Source organism: Deinococcus aerolatus, from assembly GCF_014647055.1.
Classification (GTDB): domain Bacteria; phylum Deinococcota; class Deinococci; order Deinococcales; family Deinococcaceae; genus Deinococcus; species Deinococcus aerolatus.
The window spans coordinates 1-13,690 of the sequence record NZ_BMOL01000036.1 but is presented as its reverse complement, the minus strand read 5'-3'; the positions used below and the strand labels follow the sequence as shown (position 1 = coordinate 13,690).

Genomic DNA, 13,690 nt, shown 5'->3' with positions numbered 1-13,690 from the left:
CTTTCGTCGCCTGGGACGAGATTTGGAACGCCTTTCTTCCACTCTTATCGGCTTTCATTTCGTCGCCGATTGCGTTCTCATGTTGGCGAAAATCAGGCCCTTTCTTGGGTAGGGTTCTTGGCAGCCTCTAGGTTTCCCAGTTTCATGGGCGTTTCAGAAACTGGCCCTGTGGTGGTGAAGGCGCAGAGTTGAAATGCTCTGTCATGCCGGACGGCTCCACTGCCCTCGACCTCGACCTTAAACAGCCTGACCGCACCTCCGCGGCCCAGGCCGTGCTGGCCTTGACCCAGTGGACATTCGACGAGGCACTGGCGGAGATCGAAGCGCAGGCCGGCCAGCAGTTCGCCCCCGGCTGGTGCGGGTCTTTGTGCAGATGCTGCGCTGTCAGGGCATCAGGTCGGTGCAGGCGACACCATCCGCAGAACTCCCGGAGGATGTGTCGGTTTCCCGGCTATAACTGGAAGACCAATGTGCTGGATGGGCCACTTTCCATTCTGGCCACAGCCCCCTGGCACGGGTCAGCACCCTGATGCCGCATCTGAACGTTCGGCGTTTTCCCACAACACTCCCCGTCCTGGCCTCCCCCAAACCCCTCATCAGAAGCTCAGGTTAGCGTTCCGTTTATGCCGTCCAGACCAGCATAAGTGAATGATCGACATACGTACGCCCAGCGCCGATCAGCACGCCTGGGCAGGCAGGAAAACATGAACCAGACGATCATGCAGGTGGTGCCGGTGACGTTCACCTACCCGGTGCATTTCACTGAGCACCTCTTTGAGCCGCAGCAGGCGCTGCTGCGCGACACGCTGGCCGGGCCTGGCCCCAGCGGGGATCACGCCCCCAGGGTGCTGTGCGTGGTGGACGACGGGGTGCTGGCGGCCTTTCCTGAGCTGGCGGCCCAGATCCAGACCTACTTCGCCGCCCAGCCGGGGCTGCGTCTGGTGGCGCCGCCGCTGGGTGTGCCCGGCGGCGAACGCTGCAAGAGTGACCCGGACGTGGTCGGACGCATCCACGAGGCGATTAACGCGCACGGTATCGACCGGCACGCCTACGTGATCGCGGTGGGCGGCGGCGCGGTGCTGGACATGGTCGGATACGCTGCCGCGACCGCGCACCGGGGCGTGCGGCTGGTGCGGGTGCCCACCACGGTGCTGTCGCAGAACGACTCGGCGGTGGGCGTGAAAAACAGCGTCAACGCCTTTGGCAAGAAGAACTGGCTGGGCACTTTTGCCCCGCCGCACGCGGTTCTGAATGACCGGGCCTTCCTGACCACGCTGGAAGACCGCGACTGGCTGGGCGGCCTGAGCGAGGCCCTGAAAGTCGCGCTACTGAAGGACACGGCCTTTTTCGATTGGCTGGAGGCAAATGCGGCGGCGCTGGCCGCGCGGGACCGGGAAGCCATGGACCACGCGGTGTATCGCTGCGCAGAACTGCATCTGCAGCACATCTCGGGCAGCGGTGACCCCTTTGAGCGGGGTTCCTCGCGCCCGCTGGATTTTGGGCACTGGGCGGCCCACAAGCTCGAGAGTCTCAGCGGTTACCGGCTGCGCCACGGCGAGGCCGTTGCGGTTGGAATTGCCCTGGACTGCACCTACGCGGCGCTGAATGGCCTGCTGCCCGAGGCCGCGTGGCGGCGCATTCTGAACGTGCTCAGGACGCTGGGGCTGGCCGTCTACGTGCCTGAGCTGGGCACCGGCACGCAGGACGCCTCGGACCCCAGGTCGGTCCTGAGCGGCCTGAACGAGTTCCGCGAGCACCTGGGCGGCCGCCTGACTATTCCGCTGCTGACCGGCATCGGCCAGCCTGTCGAGGTCCACGAGATGGACCATGACCTCCTGCGCCGCGCCATCACCGTGCTGGAAGACCTGCAGGCCCAGGCTTCCAGCCCGTCGGTGCTGCACCTGCATTCCCAAGGAGTCCTGTGAACGCCCACACCGAAACCTGCCTGCTGACCCAGGCTCAACTGCTGGACCTGTCGTTCATGGAGCACCGCGCCCATCTGCTGGCCATCGCCGCCTTTCTGGACCGGCTGGAACGCGCCAAGGGCGCGGGCGACGCGGTTGAGGATTTTCGCCTGGGTGCCCTGCGCGGCGCACTGCACGAACTGGTCTCGCCGCAGCCGGGCCGCGTGATGCGCGCCCAGATGCGCCTGAGCGATCAGGACCTGACCCTGCTGGACCTGCGCGATTCGCAGAGCGCCCACGGCGCGCCGCAGCGGAGCGAGGGTCCCCATTCCCTGGACAGCGAGGCCGAACAATGAACTACATCGACATGCACGCCCACATGGTGTCGCGCACCACTGACGACTACCACGCCATGGCCCTGAGCGGCTGCCTGGCCGTGACCGAGCCCGCATTCTGGTCCGGGCGCGACCGACTGGGGCCGGAGGCCTTCGCCGACTACTTCGATCACCTCACCACCTTCGAGCCGGCCCGCGCACGAGAGTACGGCATCGCGCACTACGCGTGGCTGTGCCTGAACCCCAAGGAGGGCGAGGACCGCGAGCTGACCCGGCAGGTCCTGAAGATCATTCCCGAATTCCTGCAGCGCCCCACCGTGCTGGGCATCGGCGAGATCGGCCTGAACCGCGTGACCCGCAACGAGATGGCCACCTTTCTGGATCATGTGGAACTCGCGCTGGAGCACCACCAGCTGATTCACATCCACACGCCGCACCTGGAAGACAAGTACAAGGGCACCCGCGTGATGGTCGAGGCCCTGGCCGCCGACGCCCGCATCGAACCGGGCCGCGTCATGATCGACCACGCCGAGGAACACACCGCCGAGCTGATCCTGGGCCACGGCTTCTGGACCGGTATCACGCTGTATCCCAAGACCAAGGCGTCGCCGGCGCGGGCCATCGACATGATCGAGATGTACGGCTCCGAGCGCCTGATCGTGGCCTCGGCCTGTGACTGGGGCCCCAGCCAGCCGCTGGCGGTGCCGGAATTCATCTTCGAGGCCCGCCGCCGCGGCCACGACGAGGCCACCATCCGCAAGATCGTGCTGGACAACCCGCAGCGCTTCCTGGGCCAGTCGCCGAAGTTCGTACCCCCCCAGCGCGACGCGGCCCTGGCCAGGCGGTAGGGTGTTCGTTCACGGCGCCCACCTGACGTACTGCACCAACATCCACCCGGCCAGCGGCATCGGCGGCGTGCGGCGCAGCCTGGAAGAGTACACCGTGCCGCTGCGTGCCCGCCTGTCGCCGGACGCGCCCTTCGGTGTGGGCCTGCGCCTGTCCGGCGGGGAAAGCGTGGAACTGCTGCGCGGGACGGCCCTGGCCGACTTCAGGGCCTTTCTGGACCGGCACGGCCTGTACGTGTTCACGCTGAACGGCTTTCCCTACGGGCCCTTCCACGGTCAGGCGGTCAAGGCGCAGGTGCATGCGCCGGACTGGCGGGACCCGGAGCGCGTGGCCTACACCCTGCGGCTGGTGGACATTCTGGCCGCCCTGCTGCCGGAGGGCCAGGAGGGCAGCATCAGCACCAGCCCGCTGAGCTACGCGGCGTGGGTGGACGCCGAGGACCCGCAGACCTGGGCCGTGCTGACTGACCACGTGATTCAGGTCATTGAGGCGCTGGTGCGGCTGCGCGAGGCCAGCGGCGTCTTCATCCACCTGGACATGGAACCCGAGCCGGACGGCCTGCTGCAGCGCAGCGCGGAGCTGGCGGCCTTTTACCGGGATCACCTGCTGACGCGCGGCGCAGCCCTCCTTGCAGGGCGGCTGGGCGTGACTGAGCAGACGGCCCGCGCCCACCTGCATGACCACTTCCAGGTGTGCTTCGACGTGTGCCACGTGGCCGTGATGTACGAGGACCCCGCCGAGGCGCTGGCGCTGTACCGTGAGGCTGGAATGCAGATCGGGAAAATTCAGCTCAGCTCCGCGCTGCGGCTGACGCTGCCGGACAGCGCCCCGGAGCGCGTGGCGCTGGCGGCGGCCCTGGCCCCCTTTGCGGAGGGCACCTACCTGCATCAGGTGGTGGCCCGCACCAGGGGCGGCAGGCTGAGGCAGTACCCGGACCTGCCGCCTGCCCTGGCCGACATTCACCACCCGGACGTGACCGAGTGGCGCGTGCATTTTCACGTGCCGGTGTTTCTGGAGCAGGCCGGAGCTTTCAGCTCCACGCAGGCGGCGCTGCTGGGCACGCTGGAACAGCTGCGCCCGGAACTGGCGGGACGCCACTTGGAGGTCGAGACCTACACCTGGGACGTGCTGCCCCCCGAACTCAAGCGGCCGCTGGGCGAGTCCATCGCGCGCGAGCTGGAGTGGGTGCAGGGTGTCCTCTAGGGCCGCGCAGCAGCCGGGCCGCCTGCGCGGGCATCTGTCGCTGGCCCGCATCTCCAACTCGCCCACAGTGGTGACCAACGCGCTGGCCGGGGCGGCCCTGGTCGGCGGGACCGGAGGTCAGGCGTTGCCTGCGGCGCTGGGGATGACGCTGTTCTACACGGCAGGCATGTACCTCAATGACCTGCTCGACCTTGAGATCGACCGCCGCGAGCGCCCCGAACGGCCGCTGCCCTCCGGCCTGATCGCGCCGGCCGAGGCCTGGGCGATCACCGCCGTCCTGTTTGCGGCAGGCTTCGCGCTGCTGCTGCTGGCCGGGGGCCGCGCCCCGCTGGGCGGCGTGGTGCTGGCCGCCTTGATCGTGCTGTACGACGTCTGGCACAAGACCAATCCGCTGAGTCCGGTGGTGATGGGCGCCACCCGCGCCCTGGTCTACCTGACGGCGGCGCTGGCCGTGACCCCAACCCCCGGCCTGGGGGTGACTGTCTGGGCGCTGCTGCTGGCCGCGTACACGGCGGGGCTGACCTACGTCGCCAAGACCGAGGGCCGCCCCCAGAAGCCACAGGGCTGGGCCGCGCGCTACTGGCCGGTGGCGCTGGTCGCCGCGCCGGTGGCCTACGCCCTGCTGGGCGGCTTCGCGTGGCCAGTGTGGCTCGCGGCGCTGGGGCTGGCCGCGTGGACCGTCCACAGCCTGGGCTTCGTGTACGGCCTCCGGCGCAACATCGGCGCGTCGGTGGGCAAGATGATCGCGGGCATGTGCCTGCTCGACGCAACCGTGCTGGCCGCCGCCGGGGCGTGGGCGTGGCTGCCCGTCGCCTACGCCGCCTTTCTGCTGACCCTGTGGTGGCAGCAGCACATCAAAGGAACCTGACATGACCCATTCCAACCCCCCCCGTCTGGCCGTGATCGACATCGTCGGCCTGACCCCGGACCTGCTGGACCACCTGCCCCGCCTGCGGGCCTTCGCGGGGCGCGGACAGGTCACCCCGCTGGCCCCCATGCTCCCCGCCGTGACCTGCTCAGTTCAGGCCACCTACCTGACTGGCGAGTGGCCGTCCACCCACGGCATCGTCGGCAACGGCTGGTTTTTCAAGGACGAGCGTGAGATCAAGTTCTGGCGCCAGTCCAACCACCTGATCCAGAGCCCCAAGCTGTGGGACGCCCTGCGCGCCCACGACCCCAGTGCCACCGTCGCCAACATCGGCTGGTGGTACAACATGTACTCGGGCGCGGACTACACGGTCACGCCCCGGCCCATGTATCCGGCCGACGGCCGCAAGCTGCCCGACTGCTACACCCAGCCACAGGAACTGCGCGACGAGCTTCAGGCGAAGCTGGGCACCTTCCCGCTGTTCAGCTACTGGGGCCCCAACGCCAACATCACCTCCAGCGCCTGGATTGCCGAGGCCGCCAAACACATCGACGAGCGCTACGCGCCGACGCTGAACCTGGTGTACCTGCCGCACCTGGATTACGGCCTGCAACAGCACGGCCCGGACCCTGCCGCCCTGGTCAAACAGTTCGCGGAAATTGACCAGGTGGCCGGGGACCTGATCGACCACTACGAGCGCCGGGGCGTGCAGGTCATGGTCGTGTCCGAGTACGGCATCGAGCGGGCGTGGCGACCGGTCCACATCAACCGCGCGCTGCGTGAGGCCGAGCTGATCAACGTGCGCCGTGAGGTCGGGCGCGAGCTGCTCGACGCGGGGGCCAGCGCCGCCTTCGCCGTGGCCGATCATCAGGTGGCGCACGTCTACGTCAATGACCCTGAGCGCCTGGACGAGGTCCGGGCCCTGCTCGAGGCCCTGCCCGGCGTGGCCGAGGTGCTGGACGCCGAGGGCAAGGCGCGGCGCCACCTGGACCATGACCGCGCCGGGGACTTCGTGGTGGTGGCCGAGCAGGGCGCGTGGTTCACGTACTACCACTGGCTCGACGACGCCAGGGCGCCCGATTACGCCCGCACCGTGGACATCCACCGCAAGCCCGGCTACGACCCCGTGGAACTGTTCATGGACCCGCACAGCCCGGCGAAACTCAACGCGGGCGTGGCGCTGCTCAAGAAGAAGCTGGGCTTCCGCTACCTGCTGAACGTGATCGGCTTCGACGCCGCGCTGGTGCGGGGCACGCACGGGCGCGTGGGCGAGGACCCGGCCGCAGGCCCGCTGCTGATCACCTCGCGCGGCGACCTGCTGCCAGACCGGCCCCTGGAGGCCACCGACGTGTTCCCCGCCATTCTGGCGCACCTGGGGGTGGATGCCGGCACCCGGTCCGGCGTGTCGCCAGCCCGCTGAGTCCACCCGCTCGGCCTGTCTCGCATCTTTTGCAGCCCTCAGCGCGTCTTGGGCGGCCCTTAAGACGCGCCCCCTGCGGCGGCGACACTGCCCACAATGCGGGCATGCGAATTCCGAAATGGCTGATCCTGGCAGCGGCAGTCACGGCTGTCGCCGCGCGGCGGGCCTTCACCGTCCCCTATAACCTGAGGGACAAGAGCGTGCTGATCACCGGCGGTTCCCGCGGGCTGGGGCTGGCGCTGGCCGCCGAGTTCCTGAGCCGTGGGGCGCGGGTCACGCTGATGGCCCGCACCGGGCCGGACCTGGCACGGGCCGCCGGGCAACTGAGGGCAGGAGAGCGGGTCCACACGGTGACGGGGGACGTGACCCAGCAGGACGATCTGGTACGCGCGCTGGCCGAGACCATCCGCCGGCACGGCGGCCTGGACGTGCTGGTCAACAACGCGGGCCTGATTCAGAGCGGACCGCTGGCCAACATGACCGAGGACGACTTCCGCCAGAGCATGGAGATCAACACCTTTGCGCCGCTGCGGCTGACCCGGCTGGCCCTGCCGGAACTGCGCCGGCGGGGCGGCCGGGTGCTGCTGGTGTCCTCGGTGGGCGGCCGGGTGGCGGTGCCGCACCTGGCCCCGTACAGCGTCAGCAAGTTCGCCCTGACCGGGCTGGGTCAGGCGCTGCGCGCCGAACTGGCTGGGGACGGCGTGGGCGTCACCACGGTGTGCCCCACGGTGATGCGGACCGGCAGCCCGCGTCAGGCCACCGTCAAGGGCCAGCACCGCAAGGAATACGCGCTGTTCGCCACGGTGGACAACCTGCCGCTGGTCTCGCTGGACGCGGACGTGGCCGCCCGCCGGATGGTGGATGCCCTGGTCCGCGGCGACGCCCAGGCGTTGATCGGCGGCTCGGCCGTGATGCTGGGCTACGCCCAGGCGCTGGCCCCGCAGCTCACCGCCGACCTGCTGGCGCTGGCCACCCGGCTGTTGCCCACGGCCACTGCCAGCGACCGGGGGGTGCCGGGCCACGAGGCCGAGTCTCCCATCAGCCGCCACAACCCCATTAAAAGCGCCGCCGAGCGGCGCTACAACGAGCTGGGCGACGAGGATGGGGGGACAGGCAGTCCGGTCTGACTGATCAGGGAAGGGTGTGGCTCCCGAGCGCCTGCGCGAACCAGCCGGTGATCACGTCCGGGCGGGTAATGGCGCTGCCCACCACCACGAACGCCGCGCCCAGACGCAGGGCCTGCGCCGCGTCGGCCGGGGTGTTCAATCGGCCTTCTGCCACGAAGGGCAGCCCGGCCACGTGCAGCTCCCGCATCAGGTCCCAGTCTGGCCCGGCCAGCTGACGGCTGTAGGGGGTGTAGCCGCTCAGGGTGGTGCTGACAATATCCGCGCCCTGGGCATAGGCGGCATGCGCCTCGTCCAGCGTGCTGACGTCACCCATAACCAGCGCGCCCGCCGCGTGAACAGCGGCGAACATGTCAGTCAACGGTTCGGGCCGGGGCCGCGCGGTGGCGTCCAGCGCCACGATCTGCGCGCCCAGTTCGGCTAACCGCACGCCCTCGGCGGCGGTGGGCGTGATGTAGACCTCGGTATCGTCCCGGTCCGTCTTGGTCAGGCCGATGATCGGCAGATCAGTGACAGCCCGTACCGCCGCCACGTCCTCAAAGCCCTGAATCCGCAGGCCCACCGCCCCGCCTTTGGCGGCGGCCAGCGCCAGCCGGCTGATGATGTAGGGATCGCGCAGCGGCGAGTCGGGGTTGGCCTGGCAGGACACCACCAGTCCGCCCCTCAACTGGTCCAGCATCCGGCGATCAGGCATGAACCAGCAGCCCCTCGGCTTCCAGGATGATCCGCACCTGCTCGGTTTCCTGGGCGCTGAGCGGCAGATTGGGAATGTCGTAGGCCATGATCGGCAGGCCCACGGCCTCATGCACCGCGCGGAAGTGCTCGACAATCTCGGTCTGGCTGGTGCGAGCGTAAAACGGCGCGGTGACGCCCAGACCGTCCACGCCGGCGTCGCGGGCGTCTCTGGCGTGGGCAATCACGCGGTCGGTGGTGGGGTCGATCACGCCGGCCAGCAGCGGCACGCGCCCAGCCACCTCGTCCACCGCAATGCGCAGCACCTCGCGGCGCTGCGGGGCGTCCATGAACACCGCCTCGCTGGTGGAGCCCAGCAGGAACAGGCCGTGGACGCCGCCGTCCAGCAGGTGCTTGATGACGCGGCGCAGGGACGCTTCATCTACTTGAAAGTCAGGGGTCAGCGGGGTGATGACGGGGGGAATGATGCCGTGCAGGTTGGCGGGAAAGTCAGCAGTGGTCATGCGAATCCTCGAAGGGGGGTGAGAGGGCATTACTGTTCGCCCTTGGGCTCCAGCGCGTCGCGCAGGCCGTCGCCCAGAAAATTGGTGGCCAGCACGGTCAGGATAAACAGCCGTCCGGCGGGCATCCACTGCCAGACGTAACCTCGAGTGCCCCAGGCCGAACTGATCCGCCGCTTCGGGGGCGGTCCCCTGCCGGGACGGTCCGAACCTGCGCTGTGCCTCACGCGTTCGCCGGTCCCTGCGCTGTGCGAACAATGAAAGAGCCGGGTGGCGATACTGGGCACATGTGGTCAGTGGGGTGGAACAGCGTTGCCCCGGGCATGCCAGTCGGGCCGGGGGCACTGCGGATGCCACAGCACAGCCCAGTCCGCCTTGCCTCTGGCCTGTGTTGACAGAGGTGCCCGAGGTGGCCACCCAGGCTGCTGGAACGGGCCGGCCTGAGCGGAGCGCGGGGCGTGCCGCCTTGTAGAGAACATGCTGACATCTTCCCTCCAGGACACGTTGGTACGGCATAGTAAGGGGATACCTGGAGACCCACCAGGGTGATGTCCAGCTTCCCCTGCCCGCAGCCCACCTGACCGCCCAATCGATTCTGGAGTCCATGCATGCCGAGGTCCGAGACCACTCTCCTTTCACGTTACAGCCAGCTGGTGCAGGTGCTGGCCTCGCTGGCCCGCAACAGCCACGAGGTCGAGGCGGTGGTGCAGGCAGTGCATCAGCAGGTCGGCACACTGTTTCCCGCCCACGTCACCCTGCTGGCCCTGCGGCAGCCGGACGGTGACTGGTGCTGGGAGATGTACGAGGGAGAGCGGCGCTTCACCGAACATCTGCCCTACTGCCCTGAAGGCCTGATGGAAAGCGTGCTGCATGGCGAGTCCCTCTGCGTGCCGCACATCTTCGCGTACATGGCGCAGCACCCGGCCCGGGTCCGGCGCATGCTCAAGGGCGGCGGGATCGTTCAGGACATCCGCCAGGAGACTGTAAAGATGAAGCAACAGTCTCTTTCCATGCTGTTCGTGCCGCTGGAAACCCAGGGCAGACGGGCGGGCGTGCTGTCGATTCAGAGTTACGAGCCGGGGGCCTTCGACAGGACCGATCTGGAATTTCTTGAACTGCTGGCCCAGCATGTCGCCATTGCGCTGGAAAACGCGGCGCTGCGCGAGGAACTCAGGCAACTGACCCGCACCGACGCCCTCACCGGCCTGCTCAACCGCAGGGCTTTTTCCCATGATGTGCCGGGGATGATGGACACGGCCCGCCACGACGGCCGCGAACTCAATCTGATTATGCTCGACGTCCACGAGTTCAAGCAGATCAACGACGCGCACGGGCATCAGGTCGGCGACGTGGTGCTGGCGACCTTGGGACAGGCGCTGACCCAGGTGTTCGCAGCGCCCAATAGTGCCTTCCGGCTGAGCGGCGACGAATTTGCGCTGCTGGTGTGGGGAGACCCCGGGCAGCTCGACGCCCTGGCAACGCAGCTGACCCACCGGATGCGCGCCGCGGCCTGGCCGGACCTCACCAGTCCCCTCTGCCTGCAGGGGGGCGTGGCCCGGCTGCCTTCCGACCTGGCCCCGGACGCGGGGCTGGACGAGTGGCTCTCCCTGGCCGACGCCCGGATGTACCGCGCCAAGCGCCAGCGGATGGTGGGCAACCAGGTGGACTGGGGACTGGATTTCGGGGGTTGATCCGGGCGTGACTGGACGTCCCTGCGCGCTCACGGGTCAGGCGCAAGACACACGGCACCTGTCGGACGCCCCGGAAGCGCTGCCCTATCGACGTGGGAGGAAAGACAGGTCTCCCCCGCCCCCCAGCCTGGAGCCGAACCACAGGCGGAACGCGAACGCACCCATGCCGCGCCCGCCTGTCCATTTCTTTGGCACCGAGAGGATCAGCCCAGCCTGCCTTGGGCTGATTGGCAGCGGCCAGCCACGGGCCATCACGGTAGGGCTTTGGGCAGAACGAAGCCGAAGGTGGCGCCCAGGTCCGGCTCGCCGTGTGCCGTCACCGTGCCTCCATGCCGCGTCACGATCCGCCGCGCGTTGGCCAGGCTCACCGCCGCTCCCTCGAACTCCTCCTGGCGGTGCAGCCGCTGAAACATCGTGAACAGCTTGTCCCGGTACTGCGGGTTAAATCCCACGCCGTTGTCCTGCACGTACACCGCCCAGGTGTGGCCCTGGTCCTCGGCCCAGACCGTGACCACCGCGGGCTCCCGCCCGCGGCTGTACTTGACCGCGTTGTCCAGCAGCGCCGTGATCACCCGCCGCAGCAGCCTCAGGTCCCCGGGGACGGTGGGCAGCGGGCCGATCTGCCAGACGATCTGGCGCTGCGGGTGGGCCACGCTCAGCTCGTGACGGACGGCGGCGAACACGCGGTCCAGGTCCACCTGGACCGGGCTCAGTGGCTGGCGGGAGGCGCGGGAGACGTCGAGCATGCCGTCGATCAGGGTGTTGAGGGTGTCGGCGGCGGTGCGGACGATGCCGAAGTAGCGCTCGGCCTTGTCACTGAGGGGGGCGGGAAGGGACCGGCGCAGCAGGTCGCTGAAACTGATGATGTGGCGGACCGGGGTGCGCAGGTCGTGCGAGACCGAGTAGGTGAAGGCCTCAAGTTCCTCGTTCGACACCTGCAACAGGTCTCGCTGGGCCTTCAACTGCCGGGCATGCTCGGCGCGTTCCAGGGCCAGCCCGAGACTGTGGGCCGTCGTCCTCAGGACCGCCTGATCGGCGGCGCTCCACGGGCGCTGCCCGAACAGAGGAACGTTGAGAATGCCGCTGACCTCGCCGCCCACCATCACGGGCAGGGTGGCCACAGTGGAGACGTGCTCAACCAGGTCGGGGGCAAGGTCACGCGCAGGATCGTAATGGTCCTGGAACAGCGGCTCGCGCGTCTGGTGGGGCAGATCCAGGGTGGGCACCTGCCCCACCGGCAGGCCCGCCTCGACGGCGGCCTGCAACGCGGGACTGCCCACATCCCCCAGCTGCGCGGCCACCTGCCACCGGCCACTGCTGATCTGCCAGAAGATGGCGTACCCCGGCGGCAACAGGGAGCGCACCAGCTCCAGCGCCCGCTGGATCAGCGCGTGCGGCTCACTCATCAGTCCCAGCTCATGCGTCAGGGCCGCGAAGCCCTCGAGCGCCTGCGTGCGGGCCAGCAGTTCGGCGTTCTGCGCCTCCAGTTGCCGGGCCGTCTCGGTGCGCTCCAGCGCGAGACTTAGGCTGCGTCCCACCGAGCGGAACACGGCCTGGCCACGATCGGACCAGCGCGAGCGGTCCTTGAGACCAATCGCGAACATGGCCCGCACAGCCCCGTCAAACAACAGTGGATACACGGCCACACTCTGGTAGAGGCCGGACTGGGCGAACTGTTCGCGCTCCTCGTCCCAGCCATCGACGAACGTGGGTTCACCCGTCTGCAGCGGCCCGGTGAAGACCGGGGTGTCCAGTGCCATACCGGCCCGGATGCTGCTCAGCAGCTGCGGCTGGGTCTCCAGATCGCGGGTGTGGACCCTGGCCTTCCAGAGGTCCCCTTCCAGGATGTAATAGGCATTGGTACAGCCGGGGAACAGGACGCCCAGCACGTCCATGGCCCGCCGGGCCAGCGCCAGCACGTCCGTCTCGCTGCCGGCCACCTCGGTGAAGTTCACGAAGGCCTCAAGTTCGGCGGTGCGGTCCTGCACCTGCTGTTCCAGGTTGCCCGCCAGCCGGGCACGGTCCAGCGCGAGCGCACACTGGGCGGCCAGGGTCCGGAGGAAATGCTGCTCATCGGGCGTGAAGTCGTGCGGCTCCCTGAAGTCCAGCGTGATCACGGCCAGCGGACGGCCGCCTTCCACCACCGGCACCACCGCGCTGGCGACGGCGGCCACGCCGCCCGTGCGGGATTCGAGCTGCGGGTAGGCCGCCGCCAGTTCGCCCCCCGCCCCGAAAAACAGCGGCGTGTTCAGGCGCAGCGCGTCGGCGCTGGGGCCAGGACCCGCAAGGTCCCCGGTCTGCCAGACGCTGACGCCGGTCTGACCGCGCCGCGCGGCCACCTGCAACCGGTCTCCCTGCACCAGCAGCACCGCGCCGCCGATGCCCCACAGGGCGTCCAGGGTATCGCGCAGGATCAGCTCAAAGACCTCGTCCGGGGTCCGGGCGGCGGCCAGATGCTGCGTCAGGTCCTGCAGGTGGGTCATCAGGCTGGAGGCGGCCTCCCGCGCCGTCACGTCCACCTGAAAACCCACGAAATGCGTGACGGTTCCCGACGTGTCATGAACAGGGTTGATGGTCAGCTCGTTAAAGAACAGGGCGCCGTCCCGGCGGTAGTTGCGCAGCACGGTGGTGACGCTGCGCCTGTGCTCGATGGCCTCGCGCAGCTCCATCCGGGCTGCCTGGTCCCGGTCATGCCCCTGGAGAAAGCGGCAGTTGCGCCCCAGCACCTCGGCAGACGTGTAGCCGCTCAGGTGCTCAAAAGCCGGGTTGACGTACACGATGGGCAGATCCGGCTGCTGGGCGTCGGCGATAACAACGCCGTAGACGTTCGTGGCCAGAGCCTCGCTCAGGCTTTTGATGTCAGGAAAGGAACCGTGTGGGTTGTGCATGGCCCTCCCTGTGGCGGATTGGGCAGACCGTCATGGGGAAAGTATAGGCCTGGAAACAGCCGCTGCAGGCGCGCTCCGGGGCCGTGGCCTGGAATTTCGTGACTCGCGGGAGGTGAAATCCTGGTGGGGCCAGCTGTCCTAGAGGCTGGAAGACAGGCCATCCAAAATTGCGGGAGGGAATCTGCTGGGTTCAGAATCGGGTGTGACGCGACGTGCCT

11 protein-coding genes and 1 pseudogene are annotated in these 13,690 nt (G+C 68.5%); 9 read left to right on the top strand and 3 right to left on the bottom strand.

Annotated elements, in window-relative coordinates; all coding sequences use genetic code 11:
• The 8 genes and pseudogenes from IEY31_RS17955 to IEY31_RS17920 all read left to right on the top strand — a co-directional run.
• A pseudogene (locus IEY31_RS17955) lies at window positions 1-112 on the top strand (IS5/IS1182 family transposase); the annotation flags it as partial.
• Between the two features lie 592 nt (window positions 113-704).
• Window positions 705-1,925 (top strand): 3-dehydroquinate synthase, encoded by a 1,221-nt coding sequence (locus tag IEY31_RS17950; protein ID WP_188974328.1) that lies wholly within the window; start codon window positions 705-707, stop codon window positions 1,923-1,925.
• The gene (locus IEY31_RS17945) at window positions 1,922-2,260 is read left to right on the top strand and encodes a hypothetical protein (protein ID WP_188974327.1); all 339 of its coding nucleotides are present in this window, start codon (window positions 1,922-1,924) and stop codon (window positions 2,258-2,260) included. Before IEY31_RS17950 ends, IEY31_RS17945 begins: the two co-directional genes overlap by 4 nt.
• A complete protein-coding gene (locus IEY31_RS17940) occupies window positions 2,257-3,087 on the top strand; it encodes a TatD family hydrolase (RefSeq protein WP_188974326.1) in 831 nt (276 codons plus the stop codon). Before IEY31_RS17945 ends, IEY31_RS17940 begins: the two co-directional genes overlap by 4 nt.
• Window position 3,088: 1 nt before the next feature.
• Window positions 3,089-4,288 (top strand): metabolite traffic protein EboE, encoded by a 1,200-nt coding sequence (gene eboE, locus IEY31_RS17935; RefSeq protein ID WP_188974325.1) that lies wholly within the window; start codon window positions 3,089-3,091, stop codon window positions 4,286-4,288.
• Window positions 4,278-5,156: a UbiA family prenyltransferase gene (locus IEY31_RS17930; protein WP_188974324.1), complete on the top strand. Its 879-nt coding sequence runs from the start codon at window positions 4,278-4,280 to the stop codon at window positions 5,154-5,156. The genes eboE and IEY31_RS17930 overlap by 11 nt, the downstream gene beginning before the upstream one ends.
• A 1-nt stretch (window position 5,157) precedes the next feature.
• On the top strand, window positions 5,158-6,576 hold the full coding sequence (locus IEY31_RS17925) for an alkaline phosphatase family protein (RefSeq protein ID WP_188974323.1): 1,419 nt from the start codon (window positions 5,158-5,160) through the stop codon (window positions 6,574-6,576).
• 104 nt (window positions 6,577-6,680) lie between these two features.
• Entirely contained in the window at window positions 6,681-7,703 is a 1,023-nt protein-coding gene (locus IEY31_RS17920) for an SDR family NAD(P)-dependent oxidoreductase (RefSeq protein ID WP_188974322.1), read from the top strand.
• 4 nt (window positions 7,704-7,707) lie between these two features.
• Here the strand turns inward: IEY31_RS17920 and IEY31_RS17915 are convergent, their stop codons facing one another.
• Entirely contained in the window at window positions 7,708-8,394 is a 687-nt protein-coding gene (locus tag IEY31_RS17915) for an N-acetylmannosamine-6-phosphate 2-epimerase (RefSeq protein ID WP_188974321.1), read from the bottom strand.
• Window positions 8,387-8,896, bottom strand: coding sequence for a dihydrodipicolinate synthase family protein (locus IEY31_RS17910; protein ID WP_229723761.1), 510 nt, complete (start codon window positions 8,894-8,896; stop codon window positions 8,387-8,389). The genes IEY31_RS17915 and IEY31_RS17910 overlap by 8 nt, the downstream gene beginning before the upstream one ends.
• A gap of 605 nt (window positions 8,897-9,501) precedes the next feature.
• Here IEY31_RS17910 and IEY31_RS17900 point away from each other — a divergent pair.
• Window positions 9,502-10,584, top strand: coding sequence for a GGDEF domain-containing protein (locus tag IEY31_RS17900; protein WP_188974320.1), 1,083 nt, complete (start codon window positions 9,502-9,504; stop codon window positions 10,582-10,584).
• A 251-nt stretch (window positions 10,585-10,835) separates the two neighbouring features.
• Here IEY31_RS17900 and IEY31_RS17895 read toward each other — a convergent pair whose 3' ends face one another.
• Window positions 10,836-13,472 carry a GAF domain-containing protein gene (locus IEY31_RS17895; protein WP_188974319.1) on the bottom strand — a complete coding sequence of 879 codons (2,637 nt, stop codon included), beginning with the start codon at window positions 13,470-13,472 and terminating at the stop codon, window positions 10,836-10,838.
• Window positions 13,473-13,690: the final 218 nt, after the last annotated feature.

Coding starts and splice junctions, on each gene's coding strand:
- IEY31_RS17910 (WP_229723761.1), bottom strand. CDS start 8,896: ATGACCACTGCTGACTTTCCCGCCAACCTGCACGGCATCATTCCCCCC.
- IEY31_RS17895 (WP_188974319.1), bottom strand. CDS start 13,472: ATGCACAACCCACACGGTTCCTTTCCTGACATCAAAAGCCTGAGCGAG.
- IEY31_RS17920 (WP_188974322.1), top strand. CDS start 6,681: ATGCGAATTCCGAAATGGCTGATCCTGGCAGCGGCAGTCACGGCTGTC.
- IEY31_RS17915 (WP_188974321.1), bottom strand. CDS start 8,394: ATGCCTGATCGCCGGATGCTGGACCAGTTGAGGGGCGGACTGGTGGTG.
- IEY31_RS17900 (WP_188974320.1), top strand. CDS start 9,502: ATGCCGAGGTCCGAGACCACTCTCCTTTCACGTTACAGCCAGCTGGTG.
- IEY31_RS17950 (WP_188974328.1), top strand. CDS start 705: ATGAACCAGACGATCATGCAGGTGGTGCCGGTGACGTTCACCTACCCG.
- IEY31_RS17925 (WP_188974323.1), top strand. CDS start 5,158: ATGACCCATTCCAACCCCCCCCGTCTGGCCGTGATCGACATCGTCGGC.
- IEY31_RS17940 (WP_188974326.1), top strand. CDS start 2,257: ATGAACTACATCGACATGCACGCCCACATGGTGTCGCGCACCACTGAC.